This is a genomic window from Trichormus sp. NMC-1 (assembly GCF_001858025.1).
In the GTDB taxonomy this organism is placed as follows: domain Bacteria; phylum Cyanobacteriota; class Cyanobacteriia; order Cyanobacteriales; family Nostocaceae; genus Anabaena.
The window spans coordinates 211,071-232,225 of record NZ_LZQD01000005.1 but is presented as its reverse complement, the minus strand read 5'-3'; the positions used below and the strand labels follow the sequence as shown (position 1 = coordinate 232,225).

General features: G+C 39.6%; 21 protein-coding genes. 9 read left to right on the top strand and 12 right to left on the bottom strand.

What is annotated here, in order from left to right; genetic code table 11:
* Positions 1-84 precede the first annotated feature (84 nt).
* Complete coding sequence (gene bchI, locus A9Y75_RS17350; RefSeq protein WP_071190786.1) at positions 85-1,203, top strand: magnesium chelatase ATPase subunit I; 1,119 nt, start codon at positions 85-87, stop codon at positions 1,201-1,203.
* Positions 1,204-1,294: 91 nt separating this feature from the next.
* Here bchI and A9Y75_RS17345 read toward each other — a convergent pair whose 3' ends face one another.
* A complete protein-coding gene (locus A9Y75_RS17345; protein ID WP_071190785.1) occupies positions 1,295-2,386 on the bottom strand; it encodes a nucleotidyltransferase domain-containing protein in 1,092 nt (363 codons plus the stop codon).
* A 213-nt stretch (positions 2,387-2,599) separates the two neighbouring features.
* Positions 2,600-3,511 carry a UTP--glucose-1-phosphate uridylyltransferase gene (locus A9Y75_RS17340; protein WP_071190784.1) on the bottom strand — a complete coding sequence of 304 codons (912 nt, stop codon included), beginning with the start codon at positions 3,509-3,511 and terminating at the stop codon, positions 2,600-2,602.
* A 1,431-nt stretch (positions 3,512-4,942) separates the two neighbouring features.
* On the opposite strand from A9Y75_RS17340, the gene A9Y75_RS17330 reads away from it, so the two are divergent.
* On the top strand, positions 4,943-5,311 hold the full coding sequence (locus A9Y75_RS17330; RefSeq protein ID WP_071190782.1) for a pentapeptide repeat-containing protein: 369 nt from the start codon (positions 4,943-4,945) through the stop codon (positions 5,309-5,311).
* 207 nt (positions 5,312-5,518) lie between these two features.
* Positions 5,519-6,007: a hypothetical protein gene (locus tag A9Y75_RS17325; RefSeq protein WP_071190781.1), complete on the top strand. Its 489-nt coding sequence runs from the start codon at positions 5,519-5,521 to the stop codon at positions 6,005-6,007.
* Between the two features lie 73 nt (positions 6,008-6,080).
* Here A9Y75_RS17325 and A9Y75_RS17320 read toward each other — a convergent pair whose 3' ends face one another.
* The 3 genes from A9Y75_RS17320 to A9Y75_RS17310 all read right to left on the bottom strand — a co-directional run bounded on the left by A9Y75_RS17320 (position 6,081) and on the right by A9Y75_RS17310 (position 7,216).
* A complete protein-coding gene (locus A9Y75_RS17320) occupies positions 6,081-6,368 on the bottom strand; it encodes a TMEM165/GDT1 family protein (protein WP_071190780.1) in 288 nt (95 codons plus the stop codon).
* A gap of 27 nt (positions 6,369-6,395) precedes the next feature.
* The gene (locus A9Y75_RS17315; RefSeq protein WP_071190779.1) at positions 6,396-6,773 is read right to left on the bottom strand and encodes a TMEM165/GDT1 family protein; all 378 of its coding nucleotides are present in this window, start codon (positions 6,771-6,773) and stop codon (positions 6,396-6,398) included.
* 92 nt (positions 6,774-6,865) lie between these two features.
* The gene (locus A9Y75_RS17310) at positions 6,866-7,216 is read right to left on the bottom strand and encodes a YkgJ family cysteine cluster protein (protein WP_071190778.1); all 351 of its coding nucleotides are present in this window, start codon (positions 7,214-7,216) and stop codon (positions 6,866-6,868) included.
* A 165-nt stretch (positions 7,217-7,381) separates the two neighbouring features.
* Between A9Y75_RS17310 and A9Y75_RS17305 the strand changes: the two genes are divergently transcribed.
* On the top strand, positions 7,382-7,501 hold the full coding sequence (locus A9Y75_RS17305) for a photosystem II reaction center protein Ycf12 (RefSeq protein ID WP_071190777.1): 120 nt from the start codon (positions 7,382-7,384) through the stop codon (positions 7,499-7,501).
* 486 nt (positions 7,502-7,987) lie between these two features.
* Here A9Y75_RS17305 and A9Y75_RS29745 read toward each other — a convergent pair whose 3' ends face one another.
* The 4 genes from A9Y75_RS29745 to recJ form a co-directional block, all read right to left on the bottom strand.
* Positions 7,988-8,173 carry a hypothetical protein gene (locus tag A9Y75_RS29745; RefSeq protein WP_236721443.1) on the bottom strand — a complete coding sequence of 62 codons (186 nt, stop codon included), beginning with the start codon at positions 8,171-8,173 and terminating at the stop codon, positions 7,988-7,990.
* 489 nt (positions 8,174-8,662) lie between these two features.
* Entirely contained in the window at positions 8,663-9,097 is a 435-nt protein-coding gene (locus tag A9Y75_RS17295; RefSeq protein WP_071190776.1) for a hypothetical protein, read from the bottom strand.
* Positions 9,098-9,528: 431 nt separating this feature from the next.
* Positions 9,529-9,900, bottom strand: a complete 372-nt coding sequence (locus tag A9Y75_RS17290; RefSeq protein ID WP_071190775.1) for a hypothetical protein — start codon at positions 9,898-9,900, stop codon at positions 9,529-9,531.
* Positions 9,901-10,256: 356 nt separating this feature from the next.
* Positions 10,257-12,332: a single-stranded-DNA-specific exonuclease RecJ gene (gene recJ / locus A9Y75_RS17285; RefSeq protein ID WP_071190951.1), complete on the bottom strand. Its 2,076-nt coding sequence runs from the start codon at positions 12,330-12,332 to the stop codon at positions 10,257-10,259.
* Between the two features lie 186 nt (positions 12,333-12,518).
* On the opposite strand from recJ, the gene A9Y75_RS17280 reads away from it, so the two are divergent.
* The gene (locus tag A9Y75_RS17280; protein WP_071190774.1) at positions 12,519-13,277 is read left to right on the top strand and encodes a Uma2 family endonuclease; all 759 of its coding nucleotides are present in this window, start codon (positions 12,519-12,521) and stop codon (positions 13,275-13,277) included.
* A gap of 127 nt (positions 13,278-13,404) precedes the next feature.
* Here A9Y75_RS17280 and A9Y75_RS17275 read toward each other — a convergent pair whose 3' ends face one another.
* Both A9Y75_RS17275 and A9Y75_RS17270 read right to left on the bottom strand, forming a co-directional pair.
* Positions 13,405-14,406: a ribonuclease T2 gene (locus A9Y75_RS17275; RefSeq protein ID WP_071190773.1), complete on the bottom strand. Its 1,002-nt coding sequence runs from the start codon at positions 14,404-14,406 to the stop codon at positions 13,405-13,407.
* 192 nt (positions 14,407-14,598) lie between these two features.
* Positions 14,599-15,024, bottom strand: a complete 426-nt coding sequence (locus tag A9Y75_RS17270) for a hypothetical protein (protein ID WP_071190772.1) — start codon at positions 15,022-15,024, stop codon at positions 14,599-14,601.
* A gap of 293 nt (positions 15,025-15,317) precedes the next feature.
* Between A9Y75_RS17270 and A9Y75_RS17265 the strand changes: the two genes are divergently transcribed.
* Positions 15,318-16,586, top strand: coding sequence for a DEAD/DEAH box helicase (locus A9Y75_RS17265; RefSeq protein ID WP_071190771.1), 1,269 nt, complete (start codon positions 15,318-15,320; stop codon positions 16,584-16,586).
* A gap of 262 nt (positions 16,587-16,848) precedes the next feature.
* Here the strand turns inward: A9Y75_RS17265 and A9Y75_RS17260 are convergent, their stop codons facing one another.
* Positions 16,849-17,925: a PIN/TRAM domain-containing protein gene (locus A9Y75_RS17260; RefSeq protein ID WP_071190770.1), complete on the bottom strand. Its 1,077-nt coding sequence runs from the start codon at positions 17,923-17,925 to the stop codon at positions 16,849-16,851.
* Positions 17,926-18,176: 251 nt separating this feature from the next.
* Between A9Y75_RS17260 and hemW the strand changes: the two genes are divergently transcribed.
* The 3 genes from hemW to A9Y75_RS17245 all read left to right on the top strand — a co-directional run bounded on the left by hemW (position 18,177) and on the right by A9Y75_RS17245 (position 20,952).
* Complete coding sequence (gene hemW / locus A9Y75_RS17255; protein ID WP_071190769.1) at positions 18,177-19,382, top strand: radical SAM family heme chaperone HemW; 1,206 nt, start codon at positions 18,177-18,179, stop codon at positions 19,380-19,382.
* Between the two features lie 291 nt (positions 19,383-19,673).
* Complete coding sequence (locus A9Y75_RS17250; protein WP_071190768.1) at positions 19,674-20,636, top strand: hydrogenase small subunit; 963 nt, start codon at positions 19,674-19,676, stop codon at positions 20,634-20,636.
* Positions 20,637-20,715: 79 nt separating this feature from the next.
* Positions 20,716-20,952, top strand: coding sequence for a hypothetical protein (locus tag A9Y75_RS17245; RefSeq protein WP_236721442.1), 237 nt, complete (start codon positions 20,716-20,718; stop codon positions 20,950-20,952).
* Positions 20,953-21,155 lie beyond the last annotated feature (203 nt).

The window sequence follows — 21,155 nt, the reverse complement described above, 5'->3', positions numbered from 1 at the left end:
GCGTTGAACTGATAACTGACCTACCATCTCTAGATATGGCAAAATAAAGAATTGTAATAACAAAAGTATTGTTAAGGTAATTTAGTGACTTCAACTGCTCAAACTACAGCAAGTGCGCGTCGCGCGGTCTTTCCATTTACAGCAATTGTCGGCCAGGAAGAAATGAAACTGGCACTGTTGTTAAACGTGATTGATCCCAAAATTGGTGGTGTAATGATTATGGGCGATCGCGGCACCGGCAAATCTACAACCATCCGTGCTTTGGCAGACCTGCTGCCAGAAATCCCCGTAGTTGCCAATGACCCCTTCAACAGTGACCCCAACGACCCGGACTTGATGAGTGATGAAGTCCGTCAAATACTAGCAGAAGGGGGAGAAATTCCCATCGCTCACAAAAAAGTCATCATGGTAGACCTACCATTAGGTGCAACAGAAGACCGGGTTTGCGGTACTATCGACATCGAAAAAGCTTTATCTGAAGGTGTGAAAGCCTTTGAACCAGGACTTCTGGCCAAAGCTAACAGAGGTATTCTCTACGTTGATGAAGTCAACTTGTTAGATGACCACTTGGTAGACGTACTCCTCGATTCCGCTGCTAGTGGTTGGAACACCGTCGAACGGGAAGGAATTTCTATTCGTCACCCAGCGCGGTTTGTTCTCGTTGGTTCGGGAAACCCAGAAGAAGGAGAATTGCGTCCTCAATTACTCGACCGTTTCGGAATGCACGCGGAAATTCACACCGTCAAAGAACCAGCTTTACGGGTGCAAATTGTGGAAGAACGGGGCGAATTTGACCAAAATCCTCCTGTATATTTAGAAAAACACAAAACGCCCCAAGAAGCATTACAACAGCAAATTGTCAATGCTCAGGAATTATTACCACAAGTTAACCTTGACTATGACTTGCGGGTGAAAATTTCGGAAGTTTGTTCAGAATTAGATGTAGACGGTTTGCGGGGTGACATCGTTACTAACCGTGCTGCTAAAGCCTTAACCTCCTTTGAAGGACGGACAGAAGTTACAGTTGACGATATTCGTCGGGTAATTACATTATGTCTGCGTCACCGTCTGCGGAAAGATCCCTTGGAATCCATTGATACTGGTTATAAAGTTGAAAAAGTCTTTTGTCGCGTTTTCGGTGTGGAACTACCAGAAGATTCAACACAGAAAAACGGCTCAGGCATGAAAGCTGGGGTTAGGTAATAGGTAATTAAATTTGGTCTTAGTCAGTAGTCAGTAGAAAAAAACTGACAACTGACTCTTTAGATGATGCCACCGTCACATCTTCTCTAGATTATTTCCAACCTTGCATTTCTACTAATTCCATACACAAATCATTAATTTGTTCTAAATCAGGTCGGTGAGGTAAAGTAGATTGGTCATAAAAAACATCCATCTCAGCCACTAAATCTTCTGCCATTTTCATCAACTTTTCATAAGTATACTCACCCATAAGAATAGCTTTCAAATCATTAATATCTCCCGCTACTCTTCTATCAACAATTAATTCTCCTCGCTGCAATATTTCCAAACCACTCCGCAGTAATCTAATACAGTGCATACCATGTTTCAAGTCATAACCTGACTTTTTCTCCATTGCTGCTCTAGCAGGATTTCTATTTTCTTGCCAAGATAAATAAGCCTTCCATTCTCTTAAAGCGATTTGATAGCTTTGGCTTTTTTGCAACAGTCGAATAAAGTCTTTGCGTCCATGAGTTAGATTTTGAGTATATGCTAAAGCCTCGTCTGCTAAAGTATATTGTTTCAAGACACCTTTAAAGTCAATATCTGCTGTCAGCAATTTGTATAACTGCTCTGATTCTTCTAAAAATTCAATTTTACCTCTAATTAAGATATACAGATATTCCAAAAAAGCATTTAACTCATCTTTACTTAAAGGTGCTTCATCTTCTATCCCATAATCAGATGGAATTGGTTTTTTAGCTGGTGGATTTAACAACCATTTGCGATGAGTTTCCATTTTTTTAATTTGAGCAAAAGCATAACCAGAGTAAGTATGCTTAACTTTTTTACTCAAAAATAGCTGTCTGTGATTAATTAAATGCTGTCCAATATTCGTTAAAAAAGGATAATTATTCAACCACAACAATTCTAAAACATTAGGATTTGCACCGGCTAATAAATGTAGGACTTTTCTTAATTCATAAATAACCGTGTCTTGATTACCATCAATAAACGGAAATATTCCCGGTTCATCCCACCCAGTATCTTTTTGTTCTATGCTATCAAATCCCAAATAGTAACGCTTGGGAGCAATAAAAACGCCACGATAATCATAGTCTGAATCAGGACGATTTAAACCATAACCATGACTACCTGCTAACCCAATGAAAATAGCTCTTTCTTCAACTTCGATTCTTTTCATAATTATGACCTGCTAAAAACCTAGTTGTATTTATAGCATTTCCTAGTCTAATGAAGTACAAAAATATCTGCGTTCATCTGCGTTTATCTGCGTTTAATTATTACTGCTTGTACCTCACTTGAATGGGAATTGCTATATATAGTAATAATATTTATTTGATTTTGGAAATAAACGTGAGGTGGGCATTGCCCACCCTACAAGACTTAAAAATTGTTAGATATCATTTATGATTCCTATATCTTTATTTCTAAAATCAATCATCGTCTGAAGATAAGCATCAGGCATTCCCGTATCAAAACACTTACCTTTAACAATATATCCTGTCATTTTCTCCAGTTGACGCAGTTCTTCTAAACAGGATGTTAACTGAAACTCACCTCGTTCTCGAAAGTTTTGTTCAATATGTGCTGCTAAACAATCAAAAATCTGCGGAGTGAGTAAATATAAGCCAAATATACATAAAAACTCATCTGCTGCGATTCCTTCTACAAGCAAATTTTGACGTGCATAGTCAACAGTTGGTTTTTCGTAAATTTTCGTTAGAGAAAGCAGCGAATTGAATTCTTGCCAAACTCCGGCAACACACCCCGCTTTATGAATAATTTGGGCTGACATTGTAGTTAAGCCAATAACACTGTGATTGACTTGTTCATACATATCCAAAATTTGCCTAGCACAGGATTTTTCGGTATTTGATTTATAAACATGATCGCCTAACATCAGCAAAAATGGCTCATTTTGTACCCAATCTTTTGCACAAAATACAGCGTGTCCATAGCCTAATTGTTCGGATTGAGTTAATATTGTGACTTTGCTGCCTAATTCTTGTAAATAGTGGCTATATTCTTGATTATCCGGTGATAGCTTGGCGAAAAGTTCTGGTTTTGGAGGATTGTTAAATAAATCAATAAATACTTCTTGATCCTCTGGTTGTACTACTATTCCTACTTCTGTAATTCCAGCGGTGATTGCTTCTTCTACAATTGCTAAAATAACAGGTTTAGCTCTGCCATCTTGATCAATAATTGGGAAAAGTTCTTTTTTCACTACTTTGGTTGCTGGAAATAAACGTGTGCCAAACCCAGCAGCCGGAATTACAGCTTTTCTTACTTTAGTTATTTGCATAAATCCTCTATTTTAAACAGTTTTGTTTAGTTTGATTATGCTGACTTATCACCGAAAATATACGTTTGAATTGGTGAATAATTCAGCAGTGTATGTAGTATGGGAGCAGTTAATTTTTCAGAACAGCTAGGAATTAGATGTTTATCCAATTCTGACTGCGCTTGTTTTATTAGCATACCAATTTTTTCTGCATCACCTGCTTGTAAGTGCGTCAATTGCAGCTTGGGTAAGTAACGTTTGCTTCTTGATTGGTAAAGTTAGAATTTGGCAACTACCTTTAGTTAGAGAAGGCTTGAGTATCAAAGATTTGACCTAAGCGTATAGTCCTTAATTAGTGCCAACAGGCAACGTGTAGCCCTTTTTTAGTTGTCAATTGTAGTAACTCTCACCTCCAACCCAATCACTATGTTTACCAAATAGGCACAAGCATCTTGGAACAAAAATTTTTGAAAATTTTCATAGCTGGTGGGCAAAAAAGATACAATCAACTTTTGTGAAGGAGCGATAGCTATCTGTTGACATTGGCTAGATGATAATATCCAAGAGGATTCTTTGCTAATCCTGACAAAATCTTGATTGCAGAACCTGAGCCAATCATGCTACTACTTTCATCTCCTGACTTTATAGTTTGATTTTCTGATATTTGAGCAAATTACAAAAAGACTTAGATTTTTTATACTATATCAACAAAATGTTTACTGTTAGGGTTTGTCTTGTTAGTTACTATCAGGGTGGAGTCGTTTTTAACTAGTGTCAGTTGATAAAGTGTCACTCTCTACACTAGCTATTTGGTTTGAAAAGAGATATCCTGATCTAATGCAAGGAGTGATACCACTTCACCTCATGTTTGTTACAGGTTATCCTCACAGTGCTTCCCCTAATAGCAGTGTTGCGGATTTAAAATGTTACATCAAAATAGTGGGTTGGTATAAAGTTATACGGGGAGCGCTTGAGTAAGGAAAAAGGACTCAGGCGCTTTTTCGTGTATCAATAAGTTTTAGACATCTTTTTGGTATCAATTTGCCTGTTTTTAATAGCACAATTTAAATAAGTAAATACAGGCAGTTTAGATTTGAGAGGGAAGGGTTTTGGGGTTTATTGGTTTGATAAAATACTGTTAAAACATCCTCTGATAGCGTTTCCTAGTAGAGGAAAGTACAAATTGAAATAGTCGTGCAAAATAAATTATCTAGTTATATCAATTCACTCAATTAAAGCTACAAATGAATCTCTCCGTCCCCGCGTCACCCCGTCTATCCATTTGTATCAACCTGAAAGTGAAACGGTATTAAGGGCAGGAACTCTTAACTGTTAACGGTCAACAGTTATAGAATATAGCTACGGATTATCGTAGAGAGATCGTTTAGCTGTTTCTTTGGCTCAATCAGAAATCGAAATCACTGTTTTGTGGCTCAAGGGGGTAAAATACATATGGATGCTGAGAAGATTAAACAGCGCTATGCCGCAGGAGAGAGATATTTTCCATCTGCTCAATTAAGTAAAGTCAAGTTGATTGATGCCTATTTACCAGGAATCAATTTATGGGGAGCAGATTTAAGTGAAGCTAATTTAGCTAGAGCTAAACTCTGGGGAGCAGATTTGAGTAGCGCGAATTTAGCGAAGGCGAATTTGACGAGAGCTAATTTGTGTGGCGTTAATCTCTGTGAGGCAAATCTTCGCGGCGCAAAGCTTTACTATACGAAGTTATATGGAGCAAATTTGACAGGTGCTTTTTATGATGACAGCACGCAGTTTTCTCAAGGTTTTGACCCCGTTAGTCATCATATGCGGAAGTTTTAGGCGGTTGTTTTTTTTAATAAAAATTAACTAAGATAGATTGATTTTTGATGATGTGGTAATTAAACTTAATAATATTTAAAATAGCTACAGAAAATGTAGAAAGATTGTATATAAAGTTTTTCGTTTGTAAAGGATAGTTGATCTTTCTTGTCAAAACAATCTTATTAGTTAGAAACTAGAAAGAATAAAACACAGCAATTATTTTTTATGAATGCTATTTCTAACTTTGAATTTAAGCGGTCAACTTGGCAAACAACTACTATCTTGACTCTGGGCTTTTGGCTCAGTGCCAGCTTAGTTTTAGATTGGGTAATTATGCCTAGTCTGTATCTGGCGGGAATGATGAATGAAGCTAGTTTTACAACCACAGGCTATGTGGTTTTTTGGAATTTTAATCGCCTAGAATTGTTATCCGCTGCTGTAGTTTTGACTAGTGTATTGGCTATTGGCAAAACTAAATCTGATTGGCGTTTGGGCAGTATAGTTTTATCTGCTTTACTTTTAACAGTCGCTTTGCTGGATACTTATTTCTTAACTCCCCAGATGTGCGCTGTGGGCAGTAATTTAAACCTCTTTACAGATGCGGCTGTAGTTCCGGCCACAATGAGTTTACTACACGGCGGTTATTTCTTGCTGGAAGGCTTGAAATTGGTTGCAGGTGCTATGCTTTTAAATTGGTGCTGGCGTGAAGTTTAACGGACTGGTGATGTGGAAATGCCATATTTGAGATTAAGAGGTGGGCATTGCCCACCCTACTGAAAATACTGAATTAATCTGATTCTGCTTCACTGTTGGGTAAAAGTAAGCGAATAGCGAGAATAGCAAAACCCACAGCAGCGATCGCTTTGAGTATACGTGTAGGAAATAATTCTGCAACTGCTCCCCCGGCTAATGCTCCTAACAAGCTGGTTAATAGTAGCGCTCCAGCAGTGCCGAAAAATACACCCCGCCGAGATTGACCACGACCAGAAAGAGCGATCGCAGCTAACTGACTTTTATCACCTAATTCTGATAGAAAGACTGTAATAAAGCTCAACCCTAAAAGATGCCAGTTCATATTGATTCTCTGTATAAATAATATCTACTAACCAATAAACACATCCCAAAAAAGCATTACAGAAATCAGCAGCAACATTACCCCTGCTGATTTTTCTACAGTTTTTGGACTAAGTTTACTGGCTATCCAGCCACCTAAAAGCACACCTAACAAGCTGGTGGTAATCAATGCAGCCCCAGAACCAATGAATACTACCCAAGGCTGATGAGATTCTGCACTCATTAACAAGGTAGATAGTTGCGTTTTATCGCCAATTTCGGCCAAAAATATGGTGATAAAAGTTGTTCCAAACACCACTAAGGTTGATTCCTGCTTTTTGGAACCTTCCTTAAAGACAGGCTCAATTACATAACCGTTGGTGTCTTTTAGTTCTAACTGGCTTACAGATACGGAGTCAAGTTTCACAGGCGTTGTCTTGTCCCTAAGTTGTTTTCATATTCTTCTCATTTTCTCAGATTTTTGTAATAAATTGCAACTCTTATCCAGAAAATACTTGATTAAAAACCAACAGCTTGATCAAACCGGATAATTTCCAAACTGCGATCGCCATAAACGGCCTCAATTTGTTGACGACAACAGTCGATGGCGAAATCGTTGAGTTCCTCTGGTTCAATCCCAAACATATCCTGAAAGGTTTCAACTTCCACCCGACAGAAACGGGGACGATGCTCGTAAATGGTGCATTCTCGCGTTGTTTGGTCAAAATTAACGCACCATCCTCCGTCTCCTACCATACTCAGGTAAAGCCCCAATTCTTCTGGTGAAAGATACTCTTCCAAATCTGGACGCTCTGCTGGATCAAGATGACAGCAGGCTCCACATTGCTTGATACATTGCCAAGTTGCCATAATTTACCCTACTTTGTAACTTCCCGCTATTTTACGTTTTTATTGCGTTTCTTATAATTTTGTTAAGTAAATTAAATCAGGTGTCTGCTTCCCGGATATGATCTATTGCGGGATTTGCAGTTGAATTATTGAATTTTTTAAGACAATTCGGAGGAAAAGAAAAAAATGGAAGCTTTAGCAAACATTAATTGGGAAGTTGTTTTTCAGTTGACCTGTGTAGGTCTAATCATCATTGCTGGACCAGTGGTAATCTTCCTGCTGGCTTTTCGCAACGGGAATCTGTAAATTTGTCAATGGGTAAGAGGTAATATCAAGTCCGGTTGTTCGCTTCAGCGTCTCCTTAGAGGATGTTTTAAAAGTATTGTATGAAACACCAAAAGCCTCAGAACCTAACCCCCCAGCCCCCCTTCCCTACCTCTCCCTAACCCTCTCCTACAAGGAGAGGGAAAAGGAAAAACTTTTGTTACTGGAATGGGGGTTTTAAAGCCTCTCTCCTTGTAGGAGAGAGGTTTGGAGAGAGGTTTTAAGTATATATTTTGACTTTACAAACATCCTCTTAGAGATACACTTATCATTAGGGACGACGCGGAGAGATTTTAATAATAAGTAATTATCCGGATTTGATGTAATGGGTAATAGTCTTTTTCCAATTATTAATTACCAATTACCCATTATGAATTTGTCTCACGCTCCAGAGGGAGAGTTTGAGTGATGGAATTTTTGATAGCCAGTAAAAAAGCCGCTAGATTTAGTTCTAGAGACTTTTTTTATCTACTCACCCTTAACTTCAAATTTCTCACCGACTGGAATATCAAACTCATCAATTCTTAAAGCTGCTTCTTTAGTTAAACCTGCTTTTGCACGAGTTGCTAGTATTTCTTGATAATATTCTTCGGGCGTTAACCCGTAATCTCTCTTAACGTAGGCAATTTTATCTTTAATGCAGTCCTCAATCATTAATTTGACATCAGGAATATGGTAATCTTCATTGAATGATTCAATATGTATTTTATGAGTTATTGAAGGAACTGCGAGTCTTTTTAGACCTCTTGCTTCTTTTAATCCTACCCCCCCAGCCCCCCTTCCCTACCTCTCCCTAACCCTCTCCTACAAGGAGAGGGAAAAGGAAAAACTTTTGTTACTGGAATGGGGGTTTTAAAGCCTCTCTCCTTGTAGGAGAGAGGTTTGGAGAGAGGTTTTAAGTATATATTTTGACTTTACAAACATCCTCTTAGAGATACACTTATCATTAGGGACGACGCGGAGAGATTTTAATAATAAGTAATTATCCGGATTTGATGTAATGGGTAATAGTCTTTTTCCAATTATTAATTACCAATTACCCATTATGAATTTGTCTCACGCTCCAGAGGGAGAGTTTGAGTGATGGAATTTTTGATAGCCAGTAAAAAAGCCGCTAGATTTAGTTCTAGAGACTTTTTTTATCTACTCACCCTTAACTTCAAATTTCTCACCGACTGGAATATCAAACTCATCAATTCTTAAAGCTGCTTCTTTAGTTAAACCTGCTTTTGCACGAGTTGCTAGTATTTCTTGATAATATTCTTCGGGCGTTAACCCGTAATCTCTCTTAACGTAGGCAATTTTATCTTTAATGCAGTCCTCAATCATTAATTTGACATCAGGAATATAGTAATCTTCATTGAATGATTCAATATGTATTTTATGAGTTATTGAAGGAACTGCGAGTCTTTTTAGACCTCTTGCTTCTTTTAATACCCGATTACCTATTAAATTGTCATGAACATCAAAAAAACTAAAAATTGTTTTGCCTTTTGTATTTCTTTTTAAAGCTGGTTTCAATCCTACAAAAATATCAACTGACGGGAATACACGGGTTAAAAACAAAAAATTATCCATTGTCGCATCCTCTTGGGTTCTTTAATTATCTAATATGTTATCTTCTACAGTGGCAAAAGAACACTTAAACCAAAAAACTGCTATGTGTGTAACCTGACATAGCAGTTTTAAATTAAGGGATTCTGTGACAAAGACTCTTATTATCTGTTGTAACTTGACAATATTTAATCTTATAAACAATGAATATTGAAAGACTTTTTTTAAACATTCTCTAACTGAATAAAAATAATTTTTATAGCCGTGGACAGGGTGGTTAGGACATCAATTGATAATGAAACTCCCACTACAAGAGGGTTTTACTCCTGACTCCTGTACAGACGTTTCTCCGAAACGTCTCTGACTCCTGCTATATCTATTATGGTTGAGAGAAACTTTCACATTCTGTTTTGAAAACCAGCAAGGTTGGTGAAAACCTTGCTGAGTTTAATCAATTATTTATTACTGTTTTGGAGTTCGTTAGCACTTCTCTTAGCTGTATCTGGGTACACAGAACTCCATTGTTTTAGAGCTTCACCAGATTCTTTAGCAATTCTTTGAGTTCTTTTACCAGGAGCATTTTCTGTTTGACGAGCTTCTTTGTTCCATTCTCCTGTAGTTTTGGGTCTGTCAGCATCATCCTGATGTACAACTTTGTCCAGTCGTCTGGTTACAGAGTTGCTGCTACGTCCAGATTCAATAGTAGAATCTAAGCTTGTTGCTAGAACTAAAAAAACAACTAAGGCAGTAGCCAAAAAACGCTTAAATTCAAAGTTTTGATATATAAACTTAATATTGTTGAGTGCTTTAGTAAATAAATTTGCCATCATTATACTCCATCAATTCAATGTGAATAACTTTTGACTGAGCAGAGCTTTACTGGTTAGCTAATAATCTGAATTAGCGATGATTCAGTAAAATCATATTGGTTTTATCACCAATTTAGCTGCCACTAGTACCGTTCAAAATTAGCAATAAAAAGCTAGTTATTCATCTAACAAAAGTTATAAAGTAGGTATCGAGCCTATACCTACTTCGATTCAGGAAGGCTGAAAATGTAGTTTATCTATAGCAATCCTATGATTTATGAACGCTTTCTTTTCCCTATTCCCTATTCCCTATTCCCTGCCCCCACCAATCAGTTCTCAACTCAAATAGGATCGCTATAGAAAGGTTGAGTTTCTTACTCATTCAGCACCGACAAAGCCTGAACCGCAGCTTGGACAATACCATCATACTGAGGTAAAGATAAATTAACCTTTTGGGCATCTTGCCGATTTATACCCAGTAAACCCATATTATCTCCTGGCTGCATGACTAAAACTTTACCCTCAGAATTTTTAACTCTTAACTCTGAACCAATACCGTTTTGATAAACGCCACAAGTGTATTTACGCTGTTTGTACTCAAAGTTAGCGCGTAGCTTTGTAGTTGGTGGGTTAAAAAATATTGAAAACTGACTGGGGAGTCTCACACCTGCTAACTCCATTTCAATGGTAGTATTGCCATTAAAGTTATTTTCTCGGAGTTTGTAAGCGACATCTACTCGCGCAGGTAAGGGAAAGTAATCACCCCAACGCCAAGCGATCGCTTTAATTTTATACTGTTGATTGTCGATAGTTTGCGCTACAGTCAGTTTGATGTGACCTTTACCAACGATTTTCTGCTCAATGATTTGTGCGTTAGCTGTCCAGAAAACAGGATCAGGATTTTCGATACCGCAAGGATGAAAGATATTTAGCTGTTGATATAACTCCTGATTGATGTGATTGAGATTTGCTTGAGCATCAATTTTCAGCAGCGGTTTGAGGTGTTGGGGTTCTAAACACTGATTCGCAAATTCAGATAAACGCGATCGCACTGAAAGCAAATTATCTGCTGGGAGAGAAAATCCTCCTGCGGCTTTATGTCCCCCAAATTTGCCCAGCAAGTCTCGACAATATTCTAAAGCTGCAAAAACGTTAAATTCTGGAATTCCCCGCGCTGAACCGCGAATTAAGCTATCATTTTCATAAGTACCGATGAAGACAGGAACTCCGTAACGTTCCACCAAGCGAGAAGCAACAATCCCAATGACACCATGATGCCAATTATCTTTAACAACGACTAATACTCGGTCTTTTTGTAAAGAGTTTACATATAAATCTTCAACCAGTGCGATCGCTTCCTGTTCAATTTCCTCACACATTTGCTGACGTTGGATGTTGATTTGTTCACACTGCATTGCTCTTGAGAGTGCTAATCCCATATCATCAGTAGTCAGCAATTCTATCACCGTTTGCGGGTTTCCAATTCTGCCAATCGCATTAATGCGCGGCCCCAAACGAAAACCAATATCTTCCGGTTTTAAAGATTTGGGATTTGGGATTTGGGATTTGAGATTACTTTCCCCTTCACTTGCTTGCACTCCAGCCACTTGAATTAAAGCTTGCACTCCTGGTAGAGTAGATTTAGGTAAAAGCTTTAAACCACGTTTCACCCAACGCCGATTTACACCAGTCAAAGGAGCTAAATCTGCAATAGTTCCCAATGTAAACAAAGCTAACATCGGCTGAACTAAACCTTTCAGTTCCCCTAATTGCTGCGCTAAACATACCGCTAAGATATAAGCCACACCCACACCAGCAACACCCCGATAAGGTGAAGATTCTGCTATAAGTTTGGGGTTAAGAATTGCGTTAGCTGGTGGTAATTTGGGCGGAATGTCGTGATGATCGGTGATAATTACCTTCAGACCGAGTTCTCTGGCTCTAGCGATTGGTTCAAAAGCAGATATACCATTATCTACAGTCAGGATTAATCCTACCCCTTCACTGTGGAATTCTTCGACAATGCGGTTGTTAATTCCATAACCTTCATGCATTCGACTAGGGATAGCATAATCTACATTTGCACCCAAAGCGCGAAGGCTTCTGAGCAGTACTGCAGTACTAGTCATTCCATCTGCATCGTAGTCTCCACAGATAGCGATCTTCTCTTTATTAGCGATCGCACTTGCCAACAATTCTACACTTAGCGCTAAATCGGGGAAATCCTCCAACGGAGAAGGTAAATTGAGAGATTCAGGATTTAAAAATGCTTGTGCTGCTTCTGGTGTTTCAATCCCCCGATTAATCAATAGTTGGCTAATAATAGGAGATAGATTGGTTAAACTTGCTAATTTTTCAGCTAATTCTGGATTTTGCAGCGCAATTTGCCAACGTTGATTAGGTAAGCGTTTGATAGGTTTGACTATTTCAGTTACAGGTCGGTCTAGCACTAAGAATGGGGTAATTGGTAATATCCTAATAGATATAGCAGGTGACAGGGGACAGGGGACAGGTGACAGTGTAAAAAATATTTTGGTGTCATCTCCACCTTGGCTGTTGCTATATTCAGACAAGATTAGACATGAGATGACAGTGAATCAGATAAAATAAAAACAAATCAACAAAAGGCAGTCTTTATGGTACACCAAATCAGTGAAATCAAATCCCCCACTGAACTGGTAATCTCTTGGGAAGCCTTACCCGATGATTTTCAGTTAGAGGATGAACCCGTGGAAAATACCGGACAGCCGATTTTGGCTGGTGCTTTGCGAGAAAGCTTAGAAATTGCGGGTTTCATTCAACCCCAGATGCTGATAGCCTCGAATTTTGGTTTGTGTGCCACATTAAACAGTCAATTTATCGCTAAAGCACCTGATTGGCTGTATGTTCCTTCAGTTAAAGAGATTTTAGCAGAACGCAAAAGCTACACACCCAATTTAGAAGGGGAAGTTCCGGCTATAGTCATAGAATTTTTATCAGACACCGACGGTGGAGAATATTCTGTGAAGCGAAGCTATCCACCAGGAAAATGGTTTTTTTACGAGCAAATTTTGCAAGTTCCCATTTATGTAATTTTTGATCCTGATGGCGGCTTATTAGAATATTATCAATTAGAAAATGGTCGCTACGAGTTAAAACAACCCGATGAAAATGGTCTGCATTGGATTGATGCAATGGGCTTATTTTTGGGAACTTGGAGAGGAGTAAAAGAAGGTAGAACAGGATATTGGTTAAGATGGTGGGATGAAGCAGGTAATTTGTTACCTTGGTCTGTAGAACAGATTGAACAAGAACGTCAACGTGCTGAACAAGAACGTCAAGAGAAAGAACGGCTAATCGCTTATTTAAAATCGCAGGGTATAGATCCTGATAATTTACCCACAGCAACACTTTAAATAAAGGATTCAGATCCCCGACTTCTTTAAGCAATCGGGGATTTTATTATCTTTGATTAACTAAAGTTAGCATTAATGCAGGTTTGTAGGCTGGGCAATGCGTGATTAATCTTACAAAAAAATTGCTCTAATATTCGCTCATTCCTACACCAACTGCATCCACTAATACTTTATCGCAAGAAAGTCCACCACTAGGAATTAACAAATTAGCTAATTTCTGTCCAGGAAGAGGACGTTTCACCTTCAGGCGAATTTCAGTTGCCAGGTTATTAGTACCGCTACATTTGAGGTTGAGACTGGCAGCAGTTCCTTGTCCAAATGTTCTCTCAAAAGCTGTTTTTACCTCAGATAAAGTAATTGTTTCCCCGATATTTTGAGCAAATAAATCTCTGACATCAGAAGCATTAACTTCTTTGAGCAAATCAACAGCAATGTCATAATAAGCATCTGCATCTCTACCGTCACAAGTTCCATGTTTAGTCCATTCATGACGCTCAAGATTAGATTTTACACCAGGCATAACTTCGGTTAATTCACCGTTTGTCTCGGCATCAACAGCTACCACAGGTAAAGCTTTCCAATTTCCCGTTTCGTCGCTATTGATATCATCAGCAGGAACACCACAGTAGGAAAGTTTATCAGGCCATAAACCATGTAACGTAAAGTTACTGGCATCATAGTTATTTTCAGTTTGTCCAATACACTCAGCTTTATTGGGGTGGGTTTCGCAGAAAGCAGACTGCCAAGATAGTGACAGTAAATATTTCTCGGCACAGCCTTGAGTCGGGCAGCCTGGAGCAGTCACAGGTATATTGCTAGTGTTATTACTTACTTTAATTGTAGTATTTATCCTATCTGCAATAACTAAACTCAATTTACCACAGTTCTTGTTTACCCATTTATTGCGTCCTTCGACTTTAATGGATACATAATCTCCGTCTTTGACATTCAAACCAGAGGCTGAGTAAACCTGTCCTGCTGGAAGTGACACAGGCTCACTTTTGGTTTTACTGCTGCTGTAAGCTTCGCAACCATTAGAGGCGAAATTTCCGTTGATGGGGTAGTCTGCATAGCTGGGTTGTTGGCCAAGAAGTAAAAAAAATAGCAAAAACGCTATGATCAATCGCATACTTTATCTCACTGTGTACAAAAAGACAGGATCGAATGTATCACGCCTGTATTTTTATTGAATATTTTTTCAACTTAATTTAATCTTTTATACTTAAACTTCATACAAGTGTACGTATTTATCAATTCCTGAAATCTTTATCTTGAGCTTATGTCCCCGACTGCTTAGACAAATCGGGGATATTGTAACTGACTAAAACACATTCACCTGCCCATCGTCAAGAATGTTGAGAGAGCGATCGCCTGGAAACTGATTACTAGGGCGCAGTTCTAAGCGCAGAGTACCGAAATTAGGTTTAGAAACAACAGCTTGTAAAGACCTGCCCGTATCATCCCAAAATAGCAGAGAAATATTGGGTTCTGTGGCACTTTGCTGATTTAAGCGATATTCCTTTCCTGGTTCTAGAGTCATTCGTTGCATTTCGGGAAATCTATCTAATTTCAAGACTCTAGGTGTGCGATTTACAACTTCCACACGAATATACTGACCAGGTTTAAATTCAAGTGGGCGCGGTCCACAATTAGAGGCACAAGTCCCAGCTAGAGTGACATGAGATTTATTACTTGGTGTCAACAGCAAAACTGTAGCAATCAATGTTGCGGTTATTAATTTAGTCATGGTCTTAAAAACTACAAAATTATCTTAAAAAATTGTCATGCCAGCTATCTGTAATTAAACTGAATTCCTAGATTAATAGTACCCATAATGGTGTTCTTGTATATCATCCTTTTCCGAGGATCTGCCCAAACTTGTTGAGCAGACAAACACATTCAACTAAATTCAGTTATAATTATTAACTGCGGTATTCGCTCTCAGTCTTGACGCTACTGCCCATACAGCCCTTCAAACCATCCGTCCGCCTAAGACTAGCGCCGCCCTTGGCGACAGGCCGATGTTAATTCTGGAGTTCTATGTCTTTTTCAACTCTCGGCTTGTCGAAAGAAATTATCCGTGCAGTCACAGAGCGGGGGTACACAAAACCCACGCCAATTCAAATGCAGGCGATACCTGCCGTCTTGTCAGGCGGTGATCTATTAGCTGGCGCTCAAACCGGTACGGGAAAGACCGCAAGCTTCACCCTACCGCTGCTGCATCTGTTGTCCTCCGACCAAAACAATAAAAGCACTGCTACTGGATATTCACCAATTCGGGCGCTGATTCTCACCCCTACTCGTGAACTTGCCGCACAGGTAGAAGAAAGCGTGAAAGATTATGGCAAGTACTTGAAACTAAACTCAATGGCCATGTTCGGCGGAGTTAGTATTAATCCCCAAAAACAGCGGTTAAGGGGGCGTGTAGATATTTTAGTTGCTACCCCAGGACGACTGCTAGATCATGTACATCAAAGAACTGTGAACCTGTCAAACATTGAAGTTTTGATACTGGATGAAGCAGATCGGATGTTAGACATGGGTTTTATTAATGATATCCGCCGTATCCTCTCGCTACTGCCCAAACAGCGACAGAATTTGTTATTTTTCGCCACCTTCTCCGACAAAATCAAGACACTGGCCGCAGGGTTACTCAATCACCCAACAATGATAGAGGTGGCACGCCGTAACGTTACCGCTGACACGATTGCACAGAAAGCGTATCAGGTAGATCGTGACAGAAAGCGCCAATTACTTGCTCACCTAATTCGCCAAGATAATTGGTATCAAGTGCTAGTATTTACCCGCACTAAATATGGTGCTGACCGTCTAGTAAAGCAGTTAGGCGAAGACCGCATCCAAGCACTAGCAATCCACGGTAACAAGAGCCAAGGGGCGCGTACCCACGCTTTAGCAAAGTTTAAAAATGGTAGTTTACAGGTACTTGTAGCTACAGACATTGCGGCGCGGGGTCTTGACATCAGTGAACTGCCCCATGTAGTCAATTTCGACTTACCCAATGTCCCAGAAGATTATGTCCATCGTATTGGTCGTACTGGCCGCGCTGGTGCCAATGGTGAAGCAGTATCCCTGGTGTGCGTCGATGAATACCAGTTATTAGCAGATATTGAAAAGCTGATTGAACAGCGTTTACCATTACAAGTAGTGGCGGGTTTTGGAATCAACCCCAATACCAAAGCTGAACCAATCCCCAATGGAAAACAAAACAAACAGAAACCCAGAAGAAGCAAAGGAACAGCGCGCTCTTCTAAAACTCAGTCACCCAGAAAAATGCGAGTTGTGGATTGAGTTGATATATCTCGTTCCCAGTCTCCGACTGGGAATGCAATCACAGAGGCTCTGATATCGTGTTCGGTTAAAGACTTATAGTTAGGACTGACGCGGGGACGCGGGGATGTGGGGACGCGGAGAGTTTTTTTAATAAGTAATTAAACGAACATGATAAGTATTACGAATTACGAATTACGAATTATTTTAACTCTATACAAAATCGGTGCAGTTTCCCCACACCGATTGCATAACTTAACTCTATTTTTGGACACCATTTTCCTTAAGCCACTGCGGAAGCTTGAGGTTTGGCAAAAATCATCCTCCCTGCTGAGGTTTGTAAGGCACTGGTGACAACTACCCGCAATTCACCACCTACATAACTGCTACCTTCCTCAACCACTACCATTGTGCCATCATCTAAATAGCCAATTCCTTGGCTGGGTTCTTTACCTTCTTTGAGAATTTTCAAATCTAGGTTATCACCGGGTAAATAAGATGGACGAACCGCATTCACCAAATCATTGACATTCAAAACTGGAACTTTCTGTACACTGGCAACTTTCGATAAGTTGTAGTCATTAGTTAACAGAGTGCCGTTGATTTCTTGGGCGAATTTTACCAATTTGGCATCAACTGTGGCAATATCTTCGTAGTCAGCAGGATTGATTAAAATTCTTTCTGGGTAAGCTTCTCTAATGCGGTTGAGAATTTCTAGTCCCCGTCTTCCTCGCACCCGCTTTTGGTCTTTGCTGGCATCAGCGACTTGTTGCAGTTCTTGCAAGACAAACTGCGGTACAAGAATTACCCCTTCCAGAAATCCGGTTTCTAGTAGGGTTTCAATGCGACCATCGATAATGCAACTCGTGTCTAAAACTTTGGTGTTGGCAGGTTTGAGAGTTCCTTCTACTACCAATGTTTCTACAGTGTTAGGATTAATTAACCGTAATAAACCCCGCCCATGTGTATCTGCCAAATTCATGCCAGTGACGGAGAGTATGATACTGCCGACTACTGCCACAAGGGGTTTGATAAATCCAAAATCTGCGGGAATGGGTAGTAAAAATAGCGGGGCTAACATTAAGTTGGCTAGTAATAGCCCAATTACTAAGCCAATGGCACGAGTTAAGATGACTTCTAGGGGCATTTCTCGGACTTGTGTTTCTAAGCGACGGTATGTCGTCTGAAAACTCAAACCGATAGCACCACCGATAATAGCGGCAAAGACGGCAACCACTAAGCGTAGGGCTTCTAGATTTGTTACTCCGTCGAGGGTTCCTGGGGGAAGTAGGTCGGTGCTGTAGTAACCTATTCCCGCAGATGCCAGAATAAATGAGAGAATGATAATGAGATCAAGCATAATTGTGCTGTTTTCCTACAATTGTAGTTACCCGATAGAGTAAGTATTTTTTATTTCCTCGGTCATAATGATTAAGAAATATGGACTTACCCTAGGTGTTCAGGCACGGAAGATATGCAAACATTATAACTAAAGAGTTTTCGCTGCATAATTATTCTTATTTTTGTTGTAAAAACATAAAAACTTGTAAACAAACTACTCATTTTCATAATTTGTAATTGTCCATTAAATTAATATAATTCTTGCTCAAAATGAGTCAAAAAGAAATTGTTTCTGGAATTCCCACTGCGGCTTATGTACATATTCCCTTTTGTCGGCGACGATGTTTTTATTGTGATTTCCCGGTGTCTGTGGTGGGCGATCGCTTGCGGGGTGAAACATCTGGTACAATTTACCAATATGTTGAGGCACTATGTCAGGAAATCAACATGGCACCAGCCTTTGGTCAACCCCTAGAAACAATTTTTTTTGGTGGTGGTACTCCTTCACTGCTGTCAGTTGAGCAGTTACAACGGATAATAGAAGCTTTAGCAGGACGCTTAGGAATTGCGGCAGGGGTAGAAATTTCTATGGAAATGGACCCCGGTACATTTGATTTAGCACATATCGCAGGTTATCGCAGTGCAGGTGTGAACCGGGTAAGTTTAGGTGTACAAGCTTTTCAAGAAGAATTGTTAAAACTTGCTGGGCGATCGCACTCAGTTACAGATATTCTTGCAGCTATAGACTTAATCCACCAAGTCGAGATACCCGAATTTAGCTTAGACCTAATTTCCGGGTTGCCACATCAGTCTTTAGGACAATGGCAAGATTCCCTGACTAAAGCGGTAGAAATTGCCCCAACTCATATTTCTATATATGACTTAACAATCGAACCAGGAACAGCTTTTGGTCGTTATTTCCAAGCTGGTGACAATCCTCTGCCGACGGATGAAACCACAGTCAAAATGTACCATAAGGCGCAGCAAGTTTTAACTGGTGCCGGTTATGAGCATTATGAAATTTCCAATTATGCTCAAAAAGGACATCAATGCCAACATAATCGTGTTTATTGGCAAAATCGCCCTTATTATGGCTTTGGTATGGGTGCAGCCAGTTATGTGCAAGGAAAACGCTTCACCCGTCCCCGGAAAACGAAGGAATATTACGAATGGTTGCAAAATGGCGCGGTGATTGCTTGTGAAATTACTCCACCAGAGGAAGAATTGTTAGAAACTTTAATGTTGGGGTTGCGTTTAGCAGAAGGTTTAAATGTGGTGACGTTGACAGAGAAGTTTGGAAAAGAAAAAGTAGAAGAAATTCATCAATGTTTGCGACCTTATTTTGCTCAAGGTTGGGTGAAAGTTGTGGGGGGAAACTTGCGTTTAACAGATCCCAATGGGTTTTTATTTTCTAACGTGGTATTAGCAAAGTTGTTTGAAAAGTTGGGGAATGATATAGGGGAATTCCCAGTGTAAGATTACAAAAATCTGTAATGGCGATAACCATAAATAAAATTTCATAAAAACTTAGCTTTTCTAATTCTTAAATTTTATTTAACCTGCATTAATTGAATCAAAAAATACCTTAATTTAAAGTTATAAATATTGATCAGCAGGTGAGATTCTACAAGCTTTGTCAAAAGAAGAAGTTGATGATGTTGATTATTCTGAACTCCTGTGAATCTTGTTAGCGTAGATCCTGTTTAGTCGGTACTTCTTCTGTCCCCTGAATCATGCATGGTAAACAATAGAAAAAATACATAGCCAATGACTAACGTACTCTGGCTGCAAGGTGGTGCTTGTTCAGGTAACACCATGTCATTTCTTAATGCCGAAGAACCGACAGCTTGTGATTTAATTGCTGACTTTGGAATTAAAATACTTTGGCATCCTTCCTTGGGTGTAGAACTAGGTGACAACTTACAAACACTGCTGTGGGAATGTGTTTTAGGTAAAACTCCTGTAGATATTTTAGTATTTGAAGGTAGCGTAGTTAACGCACCCAATGGTACAGGAGAATGGAACCGATTTGCAGACCGTCCCATGAAAGATTGGTTAAACGATTTAGCCAAAGTTGCAAAATTTATTGTAGCTGTGGGAGACTGTGCGACTTGGGGAGGAATTCCCGCCATGTCACCCAACCCCAGCGACTCGAAAGGATTGCAATTTCTCAAACGGGAAGAAGGCGGTTTTTTAGGGAAAGATTTCGTCAGCAAAGCCGGCTTACCTGTAATTAATATTCCCGGTTGTCCCGCACACCCCGACTGGATAACGCAGATATTAGTCGCCATAGCTACCGGACGCATTTCTGATATAGTTCTCGATGAACTCCACCGTCCCCAAACCTTCTTCAACACTTACACCCAAACAGGTTGTACCCGCAACGTTCACTTTGCATACAAAGCCACAACCGCCGAATTTGGACAACGTAAAGGCTGTTTATTCTACGACTTAGGTTGTCGCGGCCCCATGACCCATTCTTCCTGTAACCGCATTCTTTGGAACCGCGTCTCCTCCAAAACCCGCGCCGGAATGCCCTGTTTAGGCTGCACAGAACCCGAATTTCCATTTTTTGACCTCAAACCCGGAACAGTCTTTAAAACTCAAACTGTCCTCGGAGTTCCCAAAGAATTACCTCCCGGAGTCAACCACAAAGATTACGCAGTCCTCACCGTTGTGGCCAAAGACGCAGCCCCAAAATGGGCAGACGAAGACTTTTTTACAGTTTAGTAGGGGCGAAGCATTCAGGCGATAAATTATCGTTTTTTCCAAAGGTTATTTTCTGAATGCTTCGCCCGTACATTGGTCATTGGTAGAAAAACCGATTAGAGCCGGTTTGGTGGCTGTGATTGCTGGAAAACAAGCTGATAAACACGAATTATCCGGTTTAGCTGCTGTAGTTGATTTTGTTTCTCTTTATGTTAAGTATTTAATTCCTAAAGATGGTAGTAATCCAGAAGAAGCAGATGCAATTTTAGCTAAAGCATCACAACATCAATATGAGCAACTTGTTGAAGTTGCCAAAAAACATGGTGTGAGTTTATAGATTTGTAGGGTGGGCAATGCCCACCAATAAAAACGCGGAAGTTAAAACGATTTTCAGGTAAGTGAATTATAAACTTTTGTCTGAATCAGGATTGATAGGATTTAAGGATTTACAGGATGTTAATTTTGAATATTAAAAATGGGAATTTATGTACTTAACCTGAGTAAATTATCAATAAATAATCCTGTAAATCCTTTGATTTT

Excerpts from the sequence above, each read along its gene's own strand:
- A9Y75_RS17345 (WP_071190785.1), bottom strand. The coding sequence starts at position 2,386 with ATGAAAAGAATCGAAGTTGAAGAAAGAGCTATTTTCATTGGGTTAGCA.
- A9Y75_RS17340 (WP_071190784.1), bottom strand. The coding sequence starts at position 3,511 with ATGCAAATAACTAAAGTAAGAAAAGCTGTAATTCCGGCTGCTGGGTTT.
- A9Y75_RS17330 (WP_071190782.1), top strand. The coding sequence starts at position 4,943 with ATGGATGCTGAGAAGATTAAACAGCGCTATGCCGCAGGAGAGAGATAT.
- A9Y75_RS17325 (WP_071190781.1), top strand. The coding sequence starts at position 5,519 with ATGAATGCTATTTCTAACTTTGAATTTAAGCGGTCAACTTGGCAAACA.
- A9Y75_RS17320 (WP_071190780.1), bottom strand. The coding sequence starts at position 6,368 with ATGAACTGGCATCTTTTAGGGTTGAGCTTTATTACAGTCTTTCTATCA.
- A9Y75_RS17310 (WP_071190778.1), bottom strand. The coding sequence starts at position 7,216 with ATGGCAACTTGGCAATGTATCAAGCAATGTGGAGCCTGCTGTCATCTT.
- A9Y75_RS17305 (WP_071190777.1), top strand. The coding sequence starts at position 7,382 with ATGGAAGCTTTAGCAAACATTAATTGGGAAGTTGTTTTTCAGTTGACC.
- A9Y75_RS29745 (WP_236721443.1), bottom strand. The coding sequence starts at position 8,173 with ATGATTGAGGACTGCATTAAAGATAAAATTGCCTACGTTAAGAGAGAT.
- A9Y75_RS17295 (WP_071190776.1), bottom strand. The coding sequence starts at position 9,097 with ATGGATAATTTTTTGTTTTTAACCCGTGTATTCCCGTCAGTTGATATT.
- A9Y75_RS17290 (WP_071190775.1), bottom strand. The coding sequence starts at position 9,900 with ATGGCAAATTTATTTACTAAAGCACTCAACAATATTAAGTTTATATAT.
- A9Y75_RS17280 (WP_071190774.1), top strand. The coding sequence starts at position 12,519 with ATGGTACACCAAATCAGTGAAATCAAATCCCCCACTGAACTGGTAATC.
- A9Y75_RS17275 (WP_071190773.1), bottom strand. The coding sequence starts at position 14,406 with ATGCGATTGATCATAGCGTTTTTGCTATTTTTTTTACTTCTTGGCCAA.
- A9Y75_RS17270 (WP_071190772.1), bottom strand. The coding sequence starts at position 15,024 with ATGACTAAATTAATAACCGCAACATTGATTGCTACAGTTTTGCTGTTG.
- A9Y75_RS17265 (WP_071190771.1), top strand. The coding sequence starts at position 15,318 with ATGTCTTTTTCAACTCTCGGCTTGTCGAAAGAAATTATCCGTGCAGTC.
- A9Y75_RS17260 (WP_071190770.1), bottom strand. The coding sequence starts at position 17,925 with ATGCTTGATCTCATTATCATTCTCTCATTTATTCTGGCATCTGCGGGA.
- hemW (WP_071190769.1), top strand. The coding sequence starts at position 18,177 with ATGAGTCAAAAAGAAATTGTTTCTGGAATTCCCACTGCGGCTTATGTA.
- A9Y75_RS17250 (WP_071190768.1), top strand. The coding sequence starts at position 19,674 with ATGACTAACGTACTCTGGCTGCAAGGTGGTGCTTGTTCAGGTAACACC.